Annotated in this window: 19 protein-coding genes and 2 tRNA genes; 10 read left to right on the plus strand and 11 right to left on the minus strand. The window is 51.5% G+C overall.

The genetic code is table 11. The features are described from left to right. Positions 1-29 precede the first annotated feature (29 nt). The 3 genes from hemF (at position 30) to EH243_RS12380 (ending at position 4241) form a co-directional block, all read left to right on the plus strand. Complete coding sequence (gene hemF, locus EH243_RS12370; RefSeq protein WP_126158982.1) at positions 30-944, plus strand: oxygen-dependent coproporphyrinogen oxidase; 915 nt, start codon at positions 30-32, stop codon at positions 942-944. Between the two features lies 1 nt (position 945). Beyond that, positions 946-1782, plus strand: a complete 837-nt coding sequence (aroE, locus tag EH243_RS12375; protein WP_126158983.1) for a shikimate dehydrogenase — start codon at positions 946-948, stop codon at positions 1780-1782. An 83-nt stretch (positions 1783-1865) separates the two neighbouring features. Continuing rightward, positions 1866-4241, plus strand: a complete 2376-nt coding sequence (locus EH243_RS12380) for a Lon protease family protein (RefSeq protein WP_126158984.1) — start codon at positions 1866-1868, stop codon at positions 4239-4241. A gap of 269 nt (positions 4242-4510) precedes the next feature. On the opposite strand, the gene EH243_RS12385 is transcribed toward EH243_RS12380, so the two are convergent. Continuing rightward, positions 4511-5107, minus strand: a complete 597-nt coding sequence (locus EH243_RS12385; protein WP_126158985.1) for a hypothetical protein — start codon at positions 5105-5107, stop codon at positions 4511-4513. Between the two features lie 38 nt (positions 5108-5145). Continuing rightward, entirely contained in the window at positions 5146-5688 is a 543-nt protein-coding gene (locus EH243_RS12390) for a gamma carbonic anhydrase family protein (RefSeq protein WP_126158986.1), read from the minus strand. 128 nt (positions 5689-5816) lie between these two features. Here EH243_RS12390 and prlC point away from each other — a divergent pair, with 128 nt between their 5' ends. From prlC to EH243_RS12405, 3 genes are all read left to right on the plus strand, one after another. Next, a complete protein-coding gene (gene prlC, locus EH243_RS12395; RefSeq protein ID WP_126158987.1) occupies positions 5817-7850 on the plus strand; it encodes an oligopeptidase A in 2034 nt (677 codons plus the stop codon). A gap of 115 nt (positions 7851-7965) precedes the next feature. Further along, positions 7966-8223 (plus strand): YheV family putative zinc ribbon protein, encoded by a 258-nt coding sequence (locus tag EH243_RS12400; RefSeq protein ID WP_126158988.1) that lies wholly within the window; start codon positions 7966-7968, stop codon positions 8221-8223. A 29-nt stretch (positions 8224-8252) separates the two neighbouring features. Then, positions 8253-8840, plus strand: a complete 588-nt coding sequence (locus EH243_RS12405; protein ID WP_126158989.1) for a DNA-3-methyladenine glycosylase I — start codon at positions 8253-8255, stop codon at positions 8838-8840. 105 nt (positions 8841-8945) lie between these two features. Here the strand turns inward: EH243_RS12405 and EH243_RS12410 are convergent, their stop codons facing one another. Genes EH243_RS12410 through EH243_RS12425 form a run of 4 tightly spaced genes read right to left on the minus strand, consistent with a single transcriptional unit; the run spans position 8946 to position 12347 of the window. After that, positions 8946-10274: an MATE family efflux transporter gene (locus tag EH243_RS12410; protein WP_126158990.1), complete on the minus strand. Its 1329-nt coding sequence runs from the start codon at positions 10272-10274 to the stop codon at positions 8946-8948. Beyond that, entirely contained in the window at positions 10271-11062 is a 792-nt protein-coding gene (gene znuB / locus EH243_RS12415) for a zinc ABC transporter permease subunit ZnuB (RefSeq protein WP_126158991.1), read from the minus strand. Before znuB ends, EH243_RS12410 begins: the two co-directional genes overlap by 4 nt. Further along, on the minus strand, positions 11062-11856 hold the full coding sequence (gene znuC / locus EH243_RS12420; RefSeq protein ID WP_126158992.1) for a zinc ABC transporter ATP-binding protein ZnuC: 795 nt from the start codon (positions 11854-11856) through the stop codon (positions 11062-11064). The genes znuB and znuC overlap by 1 nt, the downstream gene beginning before the upstream one ends. After that, complete coding sequence (locus EH243_RS12425) at positions 11853-12347, minus strand: Fur family transcriptional regulator (protein ID WP_126158993.1); 495 nt, start codon at positions 12345-12347, stop codon at positions 11853-11855. The genes znuC and EH243_RS12425 overlap by 4 nt, the downstream gene beginning before the upstream one ends. An 87-nt stretch (positions 12348-12434) precedes the next feature. Here EH243_RS12425 and znuA point away from each other — a divergent pair, with 87 nt between their 5' ends. The 3 genes from znuA (at position 12435) to EH243_RS12440 (ending at position 13749) form a co-directional block, all read left to right on the plus strand. After that, a complete protein-coding gene (gene znuA / locus EH243_RS12430; RefSeq protein WP_126158994.1) occupies positions 12435-13427 on the plus strand; it encodes a zinc ABC transporter substrate-binding protein ZnuA in 993 nt (330 codons plus the stop codon). A gap of 69 nt (positions 13428-13496) precedes the next feature. Next, positions 13497-13583 (plus strand) — tRNA-Leu (locus EH243_RS12435). Between the two features lie 79 nt (positions 13584-13662). Next, positions 13663-13749, plus strand: a tRNA-Leu gene (locus EH243_RS12440). A gap of 578 nt (positions 13750-14327) precedes the next feature. Here EH243_RS12440 and EH243_RS12445 read toward each other — a convergent pair. Continuing rightward, positions 14328-14546 carry an RSP_7527 family protein gene (locus tag EH243_RS12445; RefSeq protein WP_126158995.1) on the minus strand — a complete coding sequence of 73 codons (219 nt, stop codon included), beginning with the start codon at positions 14544-14546 and terminating at the stop codon, positions 14328-14330. Positions 14547-14755: 209 nt separating this feature from the next. Here EH243_RS12445 and gcvA point away from each other — a divergent pair, with 209 nt between their 5' ends. Beyond that, positions 14756-15649, plus strand: coding sequence for a transcriptional regulator GcvA (gcvA, locus tag EH243_RS12450; RefSeq protein ID WP_241235074.1), 894 nt, complete (start codon positions 14756-14758; stop codon positions 15647-15649). A gap of 66 nt (positions 15650-15715) precedes the next feature. Here the strand turns inward: gcvA and EH243_RS12455 are convergent, their stop codons facing one another. From EH243_RS12455 to EH243_RS12470, 4 genes are all read right to left on the minus strand, one after another. After that, entirely contained in the window at positions 15716-16804 is a 1089-nt protein-coding gene (locus tag EH243_RS12455) for an LbtU family siderophore porin (protein ID WP_126158996.1), read from the minus strand. Positions 16805-16920: 116 nt separating this feature from the next. Next, on the minus strand, positions 16921-18048 hold the full coding sequence (locus tag EH243_RS12460) for a DUF1513 domain-containing protein (RefSeq protein WP_126158997.1): 1128 nt from the start codon (positions 18046-18048) through the stop codon (positions 16921-16923). Then, entirely contained in the window at positions 18038-19129 is a 1092-nt protein-coding gene (locus tag EH243_RS12465; RefSeq protein WP_126158998.1) for an imelysin family protein, read from the minus strand. The genes EH243_RS12460 and EH243_RS12465 overlap by 11 nt, the downstream gene beginning before the upstream one ends. Next, entirely contained in the window at positions 19126-20610 is a 1485-nt protein-coding gene (locus EH243_RS12470; RefSeq protein WP_241235075.1) for a di-heme oxidoreductase family protein, read from the minus strand. The genes EH243_RS12465 and EH243_RS12470 overlap by 4 nt, the downstream gene beginning before the upstream one ends. Positions 20611-20612: the final 2 nt, after the last annotated feature.

Consider the following 20612-nt stretch of genomic DNA (forward strand, 5'->3'; position numbering starts at 1 on the left):
GACCTGTTGTAATGGTAAAGGGTGAGAGTATGTCAGCACCAGACATAAGCGCGGTAAAAGAGTATCTGCTGAACTTACAGGACACTATCTGCACAGCACTAGAACAAGCTGATGGTTTAGCTCGTTTTGCAGAAGATAGCTGGCAACGGGAAGCCGGCGGTGGTGGTCGTACACGGGTGATGGTGGATGGTGCTGTTGTTGAAAAAGGCGGGGTGAATTTTTCCCACGTGTTTGGCGATAAACTCCCCGGCTCTGCTACGGCTCATCGCCCAGAGTTGGCGGGGCGTACTTTTCAGGCAATGGGTGTGTCGTTAGTGATTCACCCCCACAACCCTTATGTACCCACCTCCCATGCGAATGTTCGCTTTTTTATTGCCGAAAAAGAGGGTGAAGAGCCGGTCTGGTGGTTTGGTGGTGGCTTCGATCTAACACCCTATTACGGTTATGACGAAGATTGCCGCGCTTGGCACCAGGCAGCTAAAGATGCCTGTGATCCTTTTGGTCAGGATGTTTATCCTCGCTATAAAGCTTGGTGCGATGACTATTTCTATCTTAAACACCGTGATGAGCCTCGGGGTATTGGCGGCTTATTTTTCGATGATCTGAGTGAGCCTGATTTCGACACCTGTTTTGCCCTGATGCGCTCGATCGGCGATGCCTATGCTCCGGCCTACTGTCCGATTGTTGAGAAACGTAAAAATATGCCTTATGGCGAGCCGCAGAGAGATTTTCAGCTGCATCGTCGCGGACGCTATGTTGAATTTAATTTAGTGTTTGACCGAGGCACGCTGTTTGGTTTGCAGTCTGGTGGCCGAACCGAGTCTATCTTGATGTCGATGCCGCCGGAGGTTCGTTGGGGTTACGACTGGAAACCTGAGCCCGACTCCGAAGAAGCAAAGTTGTATACGCGCTATCTTAAACCGCAGAATTGGTTGGAGGTTTGATATGACCGATCGTTATGCGGTATTCGGTAATCCGATCAAACATTCCAAATCGCCACTTATCCACAAGGTTTTTGCACAGCAAACCCATCAAGATTTAGAGTACCACTCTGTGTTGGTGCCCGAAGATGGTTTTGATGTGGCTGTGGATAACTTCTTATCCCCAGGGAGTGATGGCAAAGGCCTGAATATCACGGTGCCGTTTAAAGAGCAGGCTTGGCAAAAAGCCGAATGTCATTCTGAGCGGGCAAAACTCGCAGGTGCCGTGAACACCCTATATCGCAATGCGGCCGGCCAGTTGTGTGGTGATAATACTGATGGGCTAGGCCTCGTGGCGGATATCACCCGTAATAACGGTGGTGAGATTCGCGGTAAAGACGTACTCATCCTCGGGGCCGGAGGCGCTGTGCGCGGCGTGTTGGAGCCTATTCTGGCACTGCAGCCCGCTCGTTTGGTAATTGCGAATCGTACGGTGGCGCGGGCGGAAGTACTGGCTGAGCTGTTTCACGATGTTGGCGCTATCGAGGTATCGAGCTTTGCTGAGCTAGAGGGGCAACAGTTTGATTTGGTGATCAATGGAACGGCCGCGAGCTTACAGGGAGAAGTACCTCCCCTGCCGGATGACCTGCTCCGTGAGGGCGCTTGGTGTTATGACATGATGTATGGCGCCGACATGACCCCTTTCAACCGTTGGGCTGAGGCCCATGGTGCCGCCCGTATCATGGACGGTTTAGGCATGCTGGTGGAACAGGCCGCCGAGTCGTTTTCGATCTGGCGCGGTGTACGTCCAGATACTTCCGAACTAATTCAAGAGCTTAGGCATCAGCTACTCGCGAAGTAAGTCGTATCACAATCGTTCCTTGCGCGGAGTTTCTCATCGGGTTATAACAGGGGTGTCAACTCCAGTCGCAGGAATGATCCGTTATGGAAAAAGAGACCCGCCTCTCCCCCGATCAGCTGTACCGTCACTGCAACACCGAGTTGCTTCCTTTCAAAACCACGGAAACCCTTGAGCCCTACACCGGCTTTTTTGGTCAGGAACGCGCCGTCGAAGCGATGGAATTCGGCATCGGCATGAAGCGCCCCGGCTATAACATGTTTGTGATGGGTAACCCGCATACCGGCCGCTTCTCCTTTGCTATCGAAAGTATCCGCACCATCGCCAAGAAAGAACTGAAAAAGACCAGTGATTGGTGCTATCTCAATAACTTCGAAGAAAACCGTAATCCGCTGGTGATTCAACTGCCCGCGGGCAAAGGTTGGGTGATTAAGCGGGATATTAAGCATCTGATTGAAGGGATTCTCACCGAACTGCCGGCCGCGTTTGAAAGCCCCGCTTATCAGCGGAAAAAGAGTAAGGTCGAGCGAGACTTCAACCGTCTCTATGATCAGGCGATCGAAAAAGTGGATAGTTTGGCGCGGGAACACAGTATCGCCGTCTATCGTGATGCGGGCAGCATCGGCTTCACACCGGTGTCAGAGGGGCAAGGGATGGACGAAGCCGCCTTCTCCCAGTTACCGGAGGATATCCGCGACGAATTCACCCGCAATATCGCGAAACTTGAAGAGTTTCTGAATGAAGAGCTGGCCAGCATGCCTCAGTGGCGGCGTGAGGCGGGCGATAAAATGAAAGCGTTAGACCGGGAAACCGCCCGTAGCGCGGTGGCACCCTTGATTCAGCCGTTGCGTGAAAAATATCATAACTATAGCGGTGTCCCTGACTATCTGAGTCAGCTCGAATCGAATCTAGTGAAAAATGCACTGGATATTATTGAAGAAGATAAGCCTAACGAAGCACGTACCGATTTAGCCCGTCGACAATACATGGAGACCACCTTTGGGGTGAACATGCTGGTGGATAACCAGAAAACCAAAGGCGCGCCGGTGGTGTTTGAAACCCACCCGACCTACGATAACCTGTTTGGCCGCATAGAATACAACTCGGAAATGGGTGCGTTGACCACCAACTTCCAGCTAATTCGTGCCGGCGCACTGCACCATGCGAATGGGGGTTATCTGGTGCTTGAATCCGAAAAACTACTGGAACAACCCTTTGTCTACGGGGCCCTCAAGCGGGCGCTGAAATCCCATGAAATTCGTATTGAAAATCCGATGTCAGAGATGACCGGCATGGGGACCATCACCTTGGCACCGCAATCGATCCCTTTAAATGTGAAGGTGGTATTGATCGGTACGCGGGAAACCTACTATCTGCTGCAGGAATTGGATCACGATTTCGAAAAAATGTTTCGCGTGGTGGTCGATTTTGATGAGGATGTGAAACGGGAACCCGCGGCCATTCGTAATTACGCCCGATTGATGAAAACCCTCGCGGATGAAGAGGGTCTTGCGCCCCTGAACCGTCAGGCGGTTGCTCGCTTAGTCGAACATAGCTCTCGATTAACCGAGGATCAGGAACTGCTATCGGCCCATGTGGGTGAGCTGGTGGATCTGCTGTGTGAGGCGGATTACAAGCGCATTCGCAACCGTGACGATATAATCAATGATCAACATGTCGAAATGGCACTACAGGCTAAAGAGCGCCGTACCAGCCGTATCTCATCGAAGATTCTCGATAGCATCCTCAACAAAACAGTATTGATCGATACCGATGGCGAAGCCGCGGGTCGTACCAACGGCCTTACGGTGCTGGGCGTGGGCGATGTCTCCTTTGGTTTTCCGGCGCGTATTACCGTAACGGTACACCCTGGCAACCGCGGCATCGTTGATATTGAGCGGGAAGTGACGCTGGGGCAACCGATACACTCTAAAGGTGTACTCATTCTGTCCGGCTATTTGGGGCATAAATACGCTAAGGATTTTCCGCTAACCCTCTCCGCCAGCATCGCGTTGGAGCAATCCTACGGTTATGTGGATGGCGATAGCGCTTCCATGGCGGAAATCTGCACCCTGATTTCGGCATTAACCGGCATACCGATTAAACAGCAGTTCGCGATTACCGGTTCGATTAACCAATACGGCGAAGTGCAGGCGATCGGCGGCGTGAATGAGAAGATCGAAGGTTTCTTCAACCTTTGTAAAACCCGCGGCCTTACCGGTACTCAGGGCGTGATTATTCCCAAGGCGAACATCCGTAATCTTATGTTAAAACGTGAAGTGGTCGACGCGGTCGCAGAAGGTGAGTTCTGTATTCATGGGGTTGCCACGGTGGATCAATGCCTAGAGTTGCTGATGGACCGCAAAGCGGGGCAACTCAAGGAGGACGGCACCTTCACTCAACGCTCGGTGAATGCGCAGGTGGTGAAACGCTTGCGAGAAGTGGCCAAGGCGAAGGCTTAACTTTGGTAAAGGGAGCGTTGATGGCCAGCCATCGCGCTACCCAACATCCTCGATGTGAATGGTCTGGTACCCTTCCCTTGTTAGCCGTTGCTAAATATCTACGGGTCACAGAAAAAGGCGGCCGCATCAATTGATCTCATATTGATACGAATGTTGGTACCCAAGATTCGTATCAATATTCGGCAACTGTCAGATCAAGTCTGAATTAGTACAGCTAAAGCCCCCGGCCCTTTCTTTATCTAACTAGGAAGGGTTATTTCCGATCTAGCTTACCTTGCTTTGGCTTCAATGTTTTTGAAGCTGGAGGGTGCCAGCAGTGCTGCTAGAAACAGATAAGCGTCGGCGGCGATTTCCAGATATTCTTCCCAAAACTTGGTTTCGGTTGGGATGACCTGTTTATCAAAGATGCCGGCGATGATGAGCAGAACGCCTCCTAGGATGACGTAGAGCATCATTGGTGAACGCAGGTAGATCAGGGTATTGCGGAGGTAGAAACGGATGTTACGGAAAACCTGTACCAGGATATAGAACAGCGGTAGGAGCCAGATATACTGGCCAGGCTTACCAAAGATCATATGGGCAGGTTCAGGCCAGTCAGTTTTGCGGACATCGAATTCACGGAAGAAGAACGCCAAACAGATCCAGGCAAACATCCATGCGGCATAGCGGGAGCTACCCTGCAGGTTTTTGCCAACTTGCACCATATAAAAACAGGTCAGCAGCAGAATTCCGGCCTGCAAGTTTTCCAGAATGCCGTTCTCGTTATAGATTGTGTGCTGGTCATCAAGGTTATAGATGAATACACCGGCAAGAATAACCAGTAGCAACCAGAAGATTTGTAGGTTTTTTCCGTTAGCAGCTAACAATTCAGTGTCCCCACAGCGTTGTAAAAGGCGGCATTGTCCTATGATTTATAGTCTTCTGCTAGGTGTTTATCTTTAAGTTTTACATAGTTCCCCGCGGTATAGGTAAAGAAGCTCAACTCTTTTTCGGTGAGGGGTCTCACCTCTTTGACGGGGCGGCCAACGTACAGGTGACCACTTTTGAGGGTTTTACCCGGCGGTACTAGGCTGCCTGCGCCGATGATGACATCGTCTTCGACGATAGCGCCATCCATAACCATAGATCCCATGCCGACGAGTACTCGGTTGCCGATGGTGCAGCCGTGGAGCATCGCTTGATGGCCGATGGTGACGTCATTGCCGATTAGCAGAGGAAAACCATCGGGGTTGAAAGGGCCTGCATGGGTAATATGTAGCACCGAGCCGTCTTGTACACTGGTGCGGTCGCCGATGCGAATATGGTGCATATCTCCGCGGATAACTGTCAGTGGCCAGACCGATACATCATCACCGAGGGTAACATCGCCCAGCACAACAGCGGTCGGATCAACAAAGGCGCGTAGGCCCAATGTGGGGGTAGTGTCTTGGTAGCGGCGGATGCTCATAGGCTTCCCTCAGTCTAATACTCTGTTTAGGATTATATAATAAACGCTGTGTGGCGATTGAAAACAGCTAATTACTCCCCCATTTAGTATTTATTGTTGTTCTTTTTATCCCTGTTCAGGAGTTTTCTATGTCTAACCCTTTGCTGCAAGATCACCAGCTGCCGCCCTTTTCTAAGATTAAGCCTGAACATGTAGAGCCGGCAGTGGATCAGCTATTGGCTGATTGTCGCGCGGTAGTGGCGCAGGTATTAGACGGAAATGATGCGCCGGACTGGGATAATCTGGTGGTTCCTCTAGAGGAGTGCCATGACCGTTTGGCGAAAGCATGGTCGCCAGTTTCCCATTTGAATGGTGTGTTGAATAGTGATGAACTGCGCGATGCTTACAACGCCTGTTTGCCAAAATTGTCACAGTTCTGGACCGAGATGGGGCAACATCAGGGGTTGTTTGAAGCCTATCAAGCGCTGGCGAGTAGCGATGCCTATAACGATCTAGATGAAGCACAGCGTAAAGTTATCGATAACACCCTAAGAGATTTTCGTCTCTCAGGTATCGCGCTAGGTGCCGCCGATAAACAACGTTATGGCGAGTTGCAGCAGAAACTATCTGAGCTGACCACGAAGTTTTCTGAAAACGTGATGGATGCGACGGATGGTTGGAGCAAGCTTATCAGTAACGTCGATGAGTTAGCCGGACTGCCCGAAAGCGCCTTAGCGGCGGCCAAACAGTTAGCCGAGGTGAAAGGTGAAGAGGGTTGGTTGGTTACCTTGGACTTCCCCTCGTACTTCGCCGTCATTACCTATGCCGATAACCGCGAGTTACGCCGAGAGCTGTATGAAGCGTTTTCTACTCGGGCATCGGACCGAGGGCCAAATGCGGGTCAGTGGGATAACAGTGAGATTATGACCCAGATTCTGACCCTACGGGCAGAGCTGGCGAAGCTATTGGGCTTTGATAACTACGCGGCTTATAGCCTAGCGACCAAAATGGCCGATACTCCGGAGCAGGTGGTTAGCTTCTTGAATGATCTCGCGCAGATGAGCAAACCTCAGGCGGAAAAAGAGTATCAAGAACTACAGGATTTTGCCCTTGAGCAGTTCAGTCAGACGGAATTGCAGTCTTGGGATCTCACCTACTATGGCGAGAAGCTAAAACAGGCGCGCTATGCGATCTCCCAAGAGGAGCTACGCCCCTACTTCCCGATGCCGAAAGTGCTTGATGGCCTGTTCCGTATCACCGGTAAGCTGTTTGATATCGATATTGAGGAAGTAACCGAATTCGATAGCTGGCATAAAGATGCACGCTTATTTAACGTCAGCCGTGGCGGTGAGTTGATCGCCCGCTTCTTCCTCGATCCTTTTGCCCGAGCCAAAAAGCGTGGCGGTGCTTGGATGGATGATTGCCGGGTACGACGCATGAATCACGGCGTCTTGCAGCTGCCGGTCGCTTATCTGGTGTGTAACTTTAACCCACCGGTCGGCGATGATCCTGCCCTGCTGACCCACAATGAAGTGACTACCCTGTTCCACGAGTTCGGCCACGGTCTACATCACATGCTCACCCGTATCGAATATGCGGATGTTAGCGGCATTAATGGTGTTGCTTGGGATGCGGTTGAGCTGCCGAGTCAGTTTTTAGAAAACTGGTGTTATGAGCCTGAAGCGCTGGCATTGATTTCCGGGCATTACAAAACCGGAGAGACTCTGCCGAAAGCTTTGTTGGATAAAATGCTGGCGGCAAAAAACTTCCAATCCGGCATGATGATGGTGCGTCAGCTTGAACTATCACTATTCGATTTTGAATTACATCGGGAATATCAGGCTGGGGTGACTCAGGTGCAGGCGGTACTCGATCGCGTTCGCCAACAGGTAGCGGTGGTGACGCCTCCCGAATTTAACCGTTTTCAACATGGCTTTAGTCATATCTTTGCCGGTGGTTATGCGGCGGGTTACTACAGCTATAAGTGGGCTGAAGTGTTATCGGCAGATGCCTTTTCGCGATTTGAGGAGGAAGGGGTATTTAATCCTGAAACAGGCCGTTCTTTCCGCGAAAACATTCTGGAGATGGGTGGCTCTAAAGAACCGATGGCTCTGTTTGTGGCCTTCCGGGGGCGTGAGCCGAGTGTTGAGGCCCTATTACGCCATTCTGGTATCACAGCTTAACGTGGCGACTATATGGCTTGCGGATCACTGCAGAGTGCGCGGGCTGTTTAGGGTATAATGCGGCATACTGGTACTCGCCAGTATGCCTTCGCGTAATAAGCTTGTTGAGAAGAATATGACTATCGTAAAACGTTTTATCGCCGGTGCTGTATGTCCCCGTTGTGGCGAGATGGATACCCTGAAGATGTATCGGGATGACACTCACGAGCATCGTGAATGTGTTCGCTGTGACTTCAGTGATGCTATGGCGCTGGATGGCTCCGATCAGCCTAAAGGGGAGATCGACACCCGGGTTAATCGTGGGGGAAAGGTTGAGTTAGAACCGGCACAACCCTTGAACTTCGTGCCGAATCCGAGCAACACTAAACATTAAACTGGCTTTCAACGTCTAAGGAGGTGGATATGTGTCACCGCTGTGCATGGGCAACGTCCACCGAGTTAGAACAGCAGTATCATGATGAAGTTTGGGGCGTGCCTCAGGGCGATGATCGACAGTTGTTTGAGTTTTTGGTGCTCGAAAGCGCTCAAGCGGGGTTGAGTTGGCGCACGATTTTACAAAAACGTGAAGGTTATAGCCGACAATACGAGGGTTTTGATCCTGTTAAAGTGGCCGCCTTTACCGCCGATAAGGTTGAACAGATGCTGCTCGACCCCGGTATTGTGCGTAATCGCCGCAAGGTTGAATCCTCCATTAAAGGGGCGCAGGTGTTTGTGGAACTAGCCGCTAAACATGGCAGTTTTGCGAACTATATCTGGCAGTTTGTTGATGGTAAGCCGATCCAGAACCGCTGGCAAAATCCGAGCGAAGTACCCGCTGAAACAGAGCAGTCTCGCGCGATGAGTAAAGCACTGAAACAGGCGGGTATGACCTTTGTTGGGCCAACGATCTGTTATGCCTACATGCAGGCGACAGGAATGGTGAATGACCATGAGGTTAATTGTATGCGTTATCAACCTTGCCGTGATCGAGCGGCTAGTTTCTCACTGTAATACCGCATAGGGTGCTGCCCGATTTATCCTATCTTCCTTTCCTGTCCTTAGGGAAGTGCATCTAAGCGCGCTTCCCTCTCTAGAATTAAACCCATCATTGATTAGTTAGTCCTCGGGTTTGAATTCCTTAAAGAAGACATAGCCTCCGGTTACACCTCTGGCCAGAAACAGGCTGATAAATGCCAGCCACAGGCCATTGTTGCCCCAAGATTGAGAGAAGTACCAGATCGGTGCGAATACCAGAAACACAGAGATTAACATGGTGTTTTGCATCGCCTTAACGTGGGTGGTACCGACAAAGACACCATCGACCAGAAAGCTCCACACCGCCACCAAGGGCAGGATGATGACCCAAGGTAGGTAGATAGCGGCGGTTTGCCGAACGTCGGGAATATCCGTGAGTAACGCGATAATAAAATTGCCGCCAACCCAAAAAAACAGAGTGAAGAGTAGCGCTGTGATCAGAGACCAACTGAGGGTCGCTGAGATAATTCGATGAAAACCGCGGTTATCTTTGGCGCCATAAAATTTACCGCTTAATGCTTCTGCCGCGTGGGCAAAACCATCTAATCCATTAGAGATCAGCATAAAGAAGTTGAGTAATACCGCGTTGGCCGAGAGTATGGTACTGCCCTGCTTCGCTCCCTGAGAGGTAAAGAAGGCCAAGGTTAGCAACAGAGCCAAGGTACGGACAAAAAGATAACGATTAACGGCGATAAGGTGATAGTAATGACTTACTGACTTGAGCTTTAACCAAGGCGTTTTACCCGGTTGCCGCGCCTGCATTCGCAGCATAAAAAAGCAGCCGAGCATCAGGCTGGCGTATTCTGAGATAACAGTGGCGAAGGCGACCCCGTCGGTATGCATATCAAGACCGTAGACGGCAACCAGATCCAACAGCATATTGAGCAGGTTGGTGATGACGAGCAATATTAACGGGATGCGGGTATTTTGATTGCCTAAAAACCAGCCTAATAATGCGTAGTTAGCCAGAACAGCGGGCGCGCCAAAGATTCTGATTTCTGCATAGAGACGGGCCTCGACGGTGACCTCTGGCTCTGCGCCGATGAGGTTCAGGGCGATCTCAAGCAGCGGATATTGCAGGATAAAAATCGTCAGACCGATTAGGCCTGCGAGCACCAGCGATTGAGCCAGTATGAGCCGGCTCTGATTATGGTCTTGATTGCCCAGTGCCTGCGCGGTAAGCCCCGTGGTGCCCATGCGAAGAAAGCCGAATGACCAGTAAAGAATCGAGAAGATCATCGCCCCTACCGCCACGGCGGCGAGGTATTTGGGGTCCGGTAGATGGCCGATCACGGCGGTATCTACCAAACCAAGCAAGGGGACGGTGATGTTGGACAGGATCATGGGCCAGGCAAGCGCCCACACCTGTCGATGATCCTGTTTGCGCGCCCGTTGTAGGTAGTGAATCATACGGTACGGCGAAAGGGTAACGAGTACAGCAATAGAAACTGAATCAGCGCTGCAACCACCACTGAGGGGCCCGCTGGGGTATCAAATTGATAAGATGCGTATAGCCCCAGCATCACCGCAATCATGCCCAATAGGCTGGCAATGATGGCCATCTGTTCCGGCGAATTAGCTAGGCGTCTGGCACTCGCCGCCGGAATAATCAGGAGCGATGTGATCAACAGAATCCCGACAACCTTCATGGCGATAGCAATCACCACGCCGATCAGAAGCATCAAGGTCAGCCGCACACGTGCTACGGGAACTCCCTCGACTTGAGCGAGCTCTTCATTGATGGTAATGGCTAAGAGTGAGTTCCAGAGTCGCCAGATCAGCAATAATACGATACAGCCCCCGCCGTAGATCCAGTACAGATCGGTCGGTGAGATGGCGAGCAAGTCACCAAACAGGTAGTCCATTAAGTCGACTCGGACATCATCGAGCAGGGCAATGGCCACCAAACCGAGGGATAAGCTACTGTGGGCCATAATGCCCAGCAGGGTATCGGTGGCGACGAGATGCTGTCGTTGCAGGCTGACAAGAATCAAGGCTAGCAGTAGGCAGCAACTCACCACAGCAAGGTTCACATTAAGATCAAATAGAACGCCCATGGCAACGCCGAGCAGGGCGGAATGCGCCAAGGTGTCGCCGAAATAGGCCATCCTGCGCCAAACCACAAAAGCGCCGAGGGGGCCGGCAATCATCGCGACACCAAGGCCGCCAACGAGAGCAAAGAGCAGAAAATCAGGCATCAGTGATCACCTCCGCAGTGGCTCGAATGGTTTTCTCCGGGTATTTCGGAAATATCGGTTTTAGCATTAATGATTTCACCGCGACGATCATGCTGGTGGTTATGGTGGTGGCTATAAAACGCAAGATTCTCTGCGCCGGGGATGCCAAATAGCTCAATATAGGAGGGGTCGTTACTGACCTGTGCTGGGTGACCCGAGCAGCAGATATGATGGTTGAGACAGACCACTTGATCGGTGGCTGCCATAACCAAATGCAGGTCGTGGGAGATCATCAGCACGGCACAGCCGTACCGATCACGGATCTGAGCGATCAGGTTATATAGCTCTATCTGCCCGTTAACATCGACACCCTGTGCGGGTTCATCGAGTACGAGTAGGTCAGGCTTGCGTAGCAGTGAGCGAGCCAGCATGACACGTTGAGTTTCTCCACCGGACAGGCTGTGTACCGATTGTTTTAGCAACTTCTCTGCACCGACCGATTCCAGGGCTTGTAAACGGTCTTGGGTGCTGGAAAACGCGGCGGTTTTCAAGAAGCGTTCTACCGTTAACGGAAAGGTTGGGTCGATATGTAGCTTCTGGGGCATATAACCGATTTGCAAACTCTCGGAACGGGAAATCTGGCCCGAACTCGGGGTAATTAATCCCAAAATAGCTTTGATTAAGGTGGTTTTGCCGGCGCCGTTAGGGCCGATCAAGGTGGTGATCTCGCCACGCTTTAGCTGCATGGATACATTGCTAACAACGCTATTCTCGCCGTAGATAATACTTAGGTTGTTGACATCAACCAGACTCATGCGGACTCCTGACAATTGGGGCAGCGCCCTAAAATTTCGACCTGTTCTTGCTCTACCGAAAAGCCAGCCGCGCTAGCGCAGCTCAGAATACTACTTTGTAACTCTTGCGATTCCATCTCGGCGGTATTGCCACACTGGGAGCAGATCAGAAAGTAGCCGTGATGCTGTTGGCCCGGATGGGTGCAGCCGATAAAGCTATTGAGCGACGCTAATCGGTGCACCAGTCCCTGCTCTTGTAGAAAATCTAAGGCCCGGTAAACCGTGGGTGGCGCTGAATTAAAACCCGCATTCGCCAGCGCTGGTAAAAGATCATAGGCACCGAGCGGTTTATGGCTCTGCCAGATCAGCGTTAACACCAGTTCACGAATTTTAGTTAGCCGCTGTCCGTTGCTTTGACACACCTGTTGGGCATGTTCGAGCGCGTTTTGAATACAGTGGTTATGATCGTGGTTGGTTTGATAGGCAACATGGGGGCTGTTTTGTGACGCCATAAAAAATACCGGTTGATCTATTAATTGTTATATTATAACTTTGCGCCTATTAAATGACAGCTTATTTTATAACTGGGATTGATCCTCATGGACTATTTTTCTCGTCGCCTGTATCGCTATGGCTCGTTCTTTTTATTCAGTTTATTCGCTAGTTGGGTTCCGGCCCTGCAAGCGCAGCCGGTTAAGGTGCTCGCTAGTATTAAACCGATCCAGTTGATTGCGGTTGATATGTTGGGGGATCTGGCAGAGGTGGACGTGTTGTTACCGCCGGGTAGCTCGCCACATCATTACTCTTTAAAGCCCTCTTCCATCTCTGATATCCATGACGCTGATCTCTTTATCTGGGGCGGCGAAGGTCTGGAGTTGTTTTTAACCAAAACCGTTAATCAGCTTGAGCGCCCTGCCCTCGCATTGCTAGAGCCGAGTGAGCATCACGAGGATGAACATTCGGATGAACATTCGGATGAGCATGCGAATGAACATGCTAAAGAAAACGAACATGAGGATGGCCATGAGCACGACGATGACCACGATCTTATGGCCGAGCATGAACATCATCATGATGGCGACCCGCATTTTTGGATGACACCGGAGTTGGCCTTGGCCGCCGCGGATAAAATCAAAGACCGGTTAGCGGTGTTGTATCCACAGAAAGCGGAGCTGTTTGAGAAGGCTTATGATGATTTTGCTACTCGCTTAAGCGAAACTGATCAGCAGTTGCAGCAGCAGTTAAAACGGGTTGCAGGTGAAGGTTTTTATGTGTTTCACGATGCCTTTGGTGGTTTCGTTGAGCATTATCAGCTAAATCAATTGGGGTATTTCACCGTTGATCCAGGCCGTAAGCCGGGTGCGCGCCGTTTGGCCGAGATTCGTGAGGCACTGGAAACCAATAAAGGCCGTTGTGTCTTTGTTGAGCCGCAGTTCAAAGCACCGGTGGTTGATAGCCTGACTCGTGGCTTGGATATTCATGTCGGACGCCTCGATCCATTGGCGATTGATATTGATGCACAACGTGGCGGATACCTCAATTATCTGCATTCTCTAGCGGATAGCTTTACGAGCTGCCTGTCAGCGGAATAAAAACGTAAAAAGTGTGTTTAGGCCTTCACAAATCAAAAAGGCATCTTTATAATGCGCTCCTCTTTCGGAGCAGATGTGGTGGAATTGGTAGACACGCTAGCTTCAGGTGCTAGTGCTCTAACGGGCGTGGGAGTTCGAGTCTCCCCATCTGCACCAACTACTATCGGTAGTTGAGTTTCGAAAGGCAGGCTATGTACATAGCAAGGGGGCGCTCTTAAACGTGACAAGTTGATGCGCAGATGTGGTGGAATTGGTAGACACGCTAGCTTCAGGTGCTAGTGCTCGAAAGGGCGTGGGAGTTCGAGTCTCCCCATCTGCACCAACTTATTTTCCTTCCCGGTTTATTGTTTGATTCATCTCTTCTTTTATATATTCCCTTTTTTCTTTTGATGCCCCGAAATATTATTTTCTTGTCTGTGCCGTTAATTTAACGTCTATATTGTGGTGCGGTTCGTTTCTCACTCTACAAGTTTTTTGCCGTTAATTGTTATGAGCTTGCTCCGACACAATAATTCTCTTGCAGCCAATCGCCCCTAGAAGGGGCTCCCACAAAGGTAGGCACTTCGGTGGGAGCCGCTTCCAGCGGCGATGAGGTTATGGCGATCTGCCTTCGGAATTTGTCACCATCGATGGTGCGGTTCATTCCTCACCTCACCCTACGAGAGATGGGCTGTTCCCGACACAATGATTATTTTGTAGGGTGGCGGTGAGCTTGCGAACCGCACCGATAACTGCGGACGCAAGAGAACCGTGGCACTTGCACGATTTCTGTTCTTCGGTTTCTGGCGTGGTTTGAGGAGTAGATTGCGTCGGTGGTGCGGTTCGTTCCTCACCCTTCCGCTTTTTGCAGGCATAAAAAAAGGCCACATAAAGTGGCCCCAAAGGAGTCTCGTTTTAGACCTAGACGGTCCCGAATGAACGAGTGCTGTTAAAACTCTTTTGCTGACGCTTTGCTTTGAGGCTTTTGAACCAAGTAGCGAAAGTGTCGAAACGCTCTGCAACATACTCGTTGCGAGCTGCACGGCCCTGCGCGATGTAGTATGCAGTGTCGACATCACCTAAACTGTCAACTTTAAAGCCGTGGTCATTAGTTTTCATAGTATCACCAATAAAATTCATTTAGTTGTCACCGTGGTGACTCGATGTCTCTGCGATACAAAAGATTGAACTGGCAGTAATCTTAAGCCATATTCAATGTACGCCTTGTATTGCGCTTGGATCATCGTTGCATTGGTGGTTATACTAAGGTCGCAGTGCTTAAAGAACAAACGACCGTTTTTCAGCTTAAGTGTGAATTAATTTCACCTATTGAGGTGCCTATCAGACGCTTGCCCCCATTGAATGCTTTGCGTAGTTTTGAATCTGCCGCGCGCTTGGGTAGTTTTAATAAGGCTGCAGATGAGCTATTTGTCACCCCTTCGGCGGTGAGTCACCAGATTAAATCCCTCGAAGCCTTTCTGGGGTTAAAGCTCTTTCAGCGAGAGAAGCGACAGGTGCAGATCACCGTTGCTGGCGAGAAATATCTCGTGGCGGTCTCTCATGCATTGGATGAGTTGGATGCGGCGACCCGCCGTTTGATCTCTGCCCCGAATACCAGCTCGTTAACCTTTGAAGCCCCTCCCGCCTTTTTAAGTCGCTGGTTGATGCCGCGGATTAAGGACTTTCAGGCGCTGTATCCCGATGTGGAGCTGCGGCTAAGCACCGGCGCGGTTAACCGGATCGATTTTGATCATACCGATCTGGATATGGCGGTTTATTTTGGTGATCCACCGGATGACGATGATATTGAAGTCCATCTGGTACACCGTTCGGTGGTGGTGCCGGTTTGTAGCCCTCGGAAGATGGAGGAGCATCAGATTGAAACCCTCGCTGATCTGAAAAAACAAACCTTGATTCATGTGACCAGTCGCCGTAATGAGTGGCAGAGGCTGTTGCTGAAGGCTGGTATTTCGATGACGGGTGAAGAGAAGGGGTTATCGTTCTCGAGCACTCAGTTGGCGCTAGGGGCCGCCTTAGAGGGGCTAGGAGTCGCCTTATCGGATAAAGCATTGATTACCCGAGAATTACAGTATGGGCAGTTGGTGGTACCGGTGGATATTGAGTTACTAACCGGTAGAGCGTTCTATCTGGTGTATCCGAAAGATCGTCAACTGACTTACGGTATGCGGATGTTTCGTGAATGGCTGTTGGAAGTGATGGAACTCACGGAAGATGCCTTTTAAATAAGCGCCCGGCATTGAGTCACCGGGTGCTTATCTGCTTCGACTTACCTAAGCCGGTAGAACGGTTTAGAAACTAGTGGATAACACCAGATTCAGAGTGTCGGTGTCATCGTTGGCATAATCTTCTTCGCGAACGTATTCCACAATCAGTTCAGCATTTTCATGCAACTCGCGGGAGGCGCCGAGGGTTAGGCGGGATTGAGCAAAGAGGTTATCGCCCGCATCGGTGATGAGATCGGCATCATCGGATTCACTGTAGCCTAGAGACAGGTTGCCTGGCGCACCGAATATGTTAGTAGCGTAATCTGCGCTGAGATGCCAGACGGTAATCTCAGGTCGGCCCGCCAGCTCTTTAAAGCTTTCTGTCTGTAGGTATTCCGCTGAGAGTGCCAGCGCATCTAGTTCATAACTCAGGTTTATCCGTGAAGCGCCTACCTTGTCATCGTCAGTCAGACTATCTGCATCGAGTGGGTCGGTATTACGGATATTGTTGAGGTAGCCGGCACCGATGGCAAAGCCGTTGTCGAAGGCTAACGCGACATTCAAACCGAGATTGTTGATATTGCTTTCATCACTCTGGCCCTTAAAGGCGTAACCGCCAGCACTAAAGATACCTTGATTGAAGCCCACGTACAGTAGGTCGTCGGTGTTATCGGTCAGATCATAGGTTAGGGGATCTGTCCAAGCATTACCGTTGACCACGGCGAATGGGACAGCGGTACGACCTGCCACAAGTGACCAAGGGGTGTCGTCAGAACTGATGGTGACGATGGCTTCATCGACAAAGAAATCCTGATCTTCGCCATCGTCTTCATACTTCAACGTGGTTGAGAGTGCCATGTATTGATTCAATGCGGCGTCTATTGTCAGTTCAACACTGTCGACGTCGAGGTCGCTTTCACTGCTGCCATCAGGTAATTCAGAACCGGTGGCCAGAAACTCGGCGCTACCGCTGATAGTGATTGGGTTATCACTGTCGACTGAAGCGCTTTTTTGGTGCTCGGCTTGCACCGCCATAGTATCACTCAGTTGCGATTCCAGTTGAGCGATGCGCTGCTTCAGCAGGCTAAGTTCGGTTTGCATGTCGTTCGCCTGTGCGATTGGGGCGACGCTAAGTGCAGCAGCGATCATTGAGGCGAGTAGTGTTTTGTTCATGGTGTTTCCTTGAGTCAGAACGTTAAATTTAAGCCGAGCAGATCCACAGAAGGTTAATTCTGGGCTGTGTATCGGTGTTGGTATGGGTCTGGCTTAGCGCCAGACGACAGGGGAAATTAGCTTGGTATGCTGGTCATATGGTTATCCCACGCGGTTTTTACCGTCTGTTGTAGACGGCGAGTGTGGCCGGTGTCTAGGTTGTGTTGCAGACAGCGTCCGGTGCCAGCGCTGATGATAAATTCGCCGTTATGGGTGGTGGCCGTTAAGCCGCAGCCATCTCGACTCTTGATCGAAGAGATAAATGTTTGCTGCTCTAAATCCCAGAATGAAATCAGATCGCCCCGGGGTGCCGAGACCGCGGCATAACGGCCGCTATGATCACATCGGACACTACCGCAGTAGCCTTTCATCGCTATATTGATCGCTTCCGGTGCTTGCAACAGGGTAATGGGCTGGTGCGGCTGATGAATCGCCACTAATGGCGGGTTATCGCCGATATTGCCTTGATATTGCAGAGCGATCGCGGTGATTCCCTCGGCGTTGGTATCGATATGGCGGATACTCAGCTGATGTTGTTCCTTCGGTAACATCCGCTCCTCTAGTAGTTCGCCGGAGTGGAGATCGAGACGAACCAGCGAGGGCTGCATGCTGTCGAGGTTGAGTTTTTCTCGGCCATGATCTGGGTGGGTGAGTATGCCGCCGTTGGCGACCACTAAGACATCACTATCGGGTTGCTGAGTCAGCTCATGGGGGCCGATTCCGTGGCTGGGATAATCGGCGATGATGGCATAGTCATCCGCCAAAGAGCGAACGACGACTCTCCCCTGCCCCGTGCTGAGTTCATTTTCCGTGGTGACCAGCCAGCGGCCATCCTCTGTAAAGATGCTGTGGCCAAAGAAGTGTCGTCCCTCTTCGGCGAGAATACGTTTCACCAACCGTTGTTCCCGGTAATCGATGATATCGATAAAGCGCCCTGGACGCCGCGCGGTGCAAGCCAGTAACGGCACTGAAGGGTGCGCTTCGGTATGGTGGGCTCGCCCCTGCAGAGGGTGATCTAGGAGGATCTCTCCCTGCTCGCCGATCAGATAGAGGTGGTAGTTGCCATCACGGTCTTGCGCGGCCGATGCAAACAGGGGTTTCGCGGTTGTTTTGTTAGCGCCGGCGAAGACCGGCCCTGACAATAACGAAGGCAATAACACTGCACTGCCAAGTAGCTGGCAGAAACGGCGGCGATTAGTCTCCATCACGGCTGTTAAACCCTAATTGGATATCGAGCGTTTGCATGGCGGCATTCAGTGCTAAATCTAGCTGTTTCAGTGAGGCGCTGACCTGCTGCAGTTGAGTCACCGTTTGCGGTTGGTAAAGAGTGGTCGTTAATGGACCTTTGATAGTTTTCAACTGGGTAATAATATCGCTGAAGAGTCCGCTGATCTGATCGGCCTGTGCCGCTGCACCCTGCTGACGTAAAAGGTTGGCGACATTATCTGGGTGACCTTCATAGAGGTCTTGTAGGCTTGCGATATTGAGCTGGATATTGCGTATCGAACGCTCACTGCGCCAAGATTCACTGCGACGAGGTCGGACTTTTTCGCCGTTACCCAGCGGGCGGAGAATTTTCTGATCGCGAATCGCCTCAACGGGCTCGACCAGTGATTTCAGCATATCAACGGCGACTTCTTGATGGTCATCATAGTAGCTATCTTCGCTGCCGGCGTTAAAGACAGAGGGGCTGTACTCCTGCTGCCATTCGGTCACGGTAGCGGCGCTATTTTCCGCGACATAGGCGGCAATAGTGCTGGTTAACTGGCAGCGATAACTGTGGTTTTCAAGTTCACTGAGTTGACCGGTAAAGAGTAAGCGTTCCAGTGCCGGTAGACCTTTAACGCCAATGCTAGCTTTGTAGAGGGCATCGGTTTTCAGGGTGGCGGGATCTTGCTCGGCCAGCAGTATGTTCAACTGTTTGCCGATCAGGTTTTTCTTATCTGGCCAGAACTGCATACTGAAATTACGCATCAGGTTTTCAATGGGGCCAAACTGAATATGCTGTACCCTTTCCCAATCATCCATCGTGCGGTGGAAGGCTTGTTGAGCCGCATCGAGATGAGCTTGGTCGGGTTGCTGGCAAAGCGCCGCCGTGCTGCTTTGCAGTGCGCTACTACTCTCTGCGAGGTGTTGATAGCGAGGGAGAATATGCTCTGTTACCAGCGTATGGTTGACCGTTTTCCACTGTTGCTCCGTCGGTGCTGCATGTAACACACCGGTGAGCGTCAGAAGACATGCCGCTCCCAGCAGTGTTGGCCACAGAGGAGAAGACGCTTGTTTCATAATGACTCCAAAAAAGTAATCAGAGCATGCCGCTCTGATGTTGCTAAATTAATGACCTTCTGTCGGGCGTTAGCCGCTTCACCGCCGTGCCAGAGAATAGCCTCTAGCAGCGTGCGGGCGCGCCCATCGTGGAGAAAATACTGATGGCCGTTGACCGTATTGGTTAAGCCGATCCCCCAGAGAGGCGGGGTCTTCCATTCTCGCCCAGTGGCACTGTATTCTGGCCGATGATCGGCCAAGCCTTCGCCCATATCATGCAGTAGTAGGTCGGTGTAAGGCCAGATCTGTTGTGCTGATTGCTCGGCTAAGTTGGGCTCGTTCGGCGTTTCAAAACTGGGTTGATGGCAGTTACTACAGCCGCTGCGTTGAAAGATCGCTTTGCCCCTTAGTACCTCGGGCTGTTGGGCATCGGGCCGAACAGGCGGTGCTAAATTCCGGCTATAGAATACCAGTAACTCGACCAGTTCTGCAGAGGCTTCGCTGTTGTCCTGCTGTGGCGTGTTTCCCTCAGGCTGCGCTAGGCAGGCCGTTTGACGCACAGTGCAGTCGCCATAAGGCGATGGCTGATAAGGGGTGCCGATACCGATATCATGACTCAACGCACTGACGGTTTGTTGCAGGACGCTTGGGTTGCCCGCTTTCCAACCAAACCGCCCTATCGCCAGTTGCTCTTGTTGTTGATCCCAAACCCAGTTGGGTCGGCCGGAAATCCCGTCGCCATTTAGATCGTCAGGATCACTGAGTGCCATAATGGCGCTATCGGGAATCGCTTCCAGTAAGCCTAATCCCAGCATGGGAGGGGCTAGACGGGGGGATAGCATTATCTGGGAATGCAGTGGGCCGTACTTTAATTCACTAATATGGTAAGTCGGCTTGCGCAGGCTAACCTGAGTGCCATCGGCCAAGCTGACTTGGCTCTCGGTGTAGGTTATCTGCATATGGCCTTCTGCATCGAGACCGTTGATCGCCCGGTTTTGCAGTTGAATACCATAGGTTGGGTCGGGAATAGCACCGATTCGGCCGCGCTTGAGTTGTTGTCGCTGGGTGTCGGTTTGCGGCGGAATGCTCAAGCGTAGAAACAGAGAGGTTGCTAGTGCTTCTGGCCAGTTAGCCTTGGGCTGGCCCCTGCCGTCGCGTTGATGGCATTGATCGCAGGAGCGGGCATTATAGAGCGGCCCGAGTCCGTCGCTGGCGGTCGTCGATGAGGGTGAGGGCACCCAGATTTTATCGAACAGACTGTCACCTAAACCAAAGCTGAGTCGGTCGGCAAAGCTCATATTGGCCGAAGGTTGACTGAACACATGGCGGTCACGAGGTTTGCGGTGGCTGGTCTCCCCGCCGGGGCGTTCTTCCCCAGGCGTATAGATGGCTAACTGATCGACCTCTTCGGCTGCCGGTGCTGAGGTGCTTAATAACGCAAGCATCAGAACCGGTGCCGAGGAGAAGTTGATCAATCGCTGCCTGGGGAAGACTGCCCGCATGG

It is taken from the genome of Amphritea opalescens, assembly GCF_003957515.1.
GTDB lineage: Bacteria > Pseudomonadota > Gammaproteobacteria > Pseudomonadales > Balneatricaceae > Amphritea > Amphritea opalescens.

Coding starts and splice junctions, on each gene's coding strand:
- hemF (WP_126158982.1), top strand. CDS start 30: ATGTCAGCACCAGACATAAGCGCGGTAAAAGAGTATCTGCTGAACTTA.
- aroE (WP_126158983.1), top strand. CDS start 946: ATGACCGATCGTTATGCGGTATTCGGTAATCCGATCAAACATTCCAAA.
- EH243_RS12380 (WP_126158984.1), top strand. CDS start 1,866: ATGGAAAAAGAGACCCGCCTCTCCCCCGATCAGCTGTACCGTCACTGC.
- EH243_RS12390 (WP_126158986.1), bottom strand. CDS start 5,688: ATGAGCATCCGCCGCTACCAAGACACTACCCCCACATTGGGCCTACGC.
- prlC (WP_126158987.1), top strand. CDS start 5,817: ATGTCTAACCCTTTGCTGCAAGATCACCAGCTGCCGCCCTTTTCTAAG.
- EH243_RS12400 (WP_126158988.1), top strand. CDS start 7,966: ATGACTATCGTAAAACGTTTTATCGCCGGTGCTGTATGTCCCCGTTGT.
- EH243_RS12405 (WP_126158989.1), top strand. CDS start 8,253: ATGTGTCACCGCTGTGCATGGGCAACGTCCACCGAGTTAGAACAGCAG.
- EH243_RS12410 (WP_126158990.1), bottom strand. CDS start 10,274: ATGATTCACTACCTACAACGGGCGCGCAAACAGGATCATCGACAGGTG.
- znuB (WP_126158991.1), bottom strand. CDS start 11,062: ATGCCTGATTTTCTGCTCTTTGCTCTCGTTGGCGGCCTTGGTGTCGCG.
- znuC (WP_126158992.1), bottom strand. CDS start 11,856: ATGAGTCTGGTTGATGTCAACAACCTAAGTATTATCTACGGCGAGAAT.
- EH243_RS12425 (WP_126158993.1), bottom strand. CDS start 12,347: ATGGCGTCACAAAACAGCCCCCATGTTGCCTATCAAACCAACCACGAT.
- znuA (WP_126158994.1), top strand. CDS start 12,435: ATGGACTATTTTTCTCGTCGCCTGTATCGCTATGGCTCGTTCTTTTTA.
- EH243_RS12445 (WP_126158995.1), bottom strand. CDS start 14,546: ATGAATTTTATTGGTGATACTATGAAAACTAATGACCACGGCTTTAAA.
- EH243_RS12455 (WP_126158996.1), bottom strand. CDS start 16,804: ATGAACAAAACACTACTCGCCTCAATGATCGCTGCTGCACTTAGCGTC.
- EH243_RS12460 (WP_126158997.1), bottom strand. CDS start 18,048: ATGGAGACTAATCGCCGCCGTTTCTGCCAGCTACTTGGCAGTGCAGTG.
- EH243_RS12465 (WP_126158998.1), bottom strand. CDS start 19,129: ATGAAACAAGCGTCTTCTCCTCTGTGGCCAACACTGCTGGGAGCGGCA.
- EH243_RS12470 (WP_241235075.1), bottom strand. CDS start 20,610: ATGCGGGCAGTCTTCCCCAGGCAGCGATTGATCAACTTCTCCTCGGCA.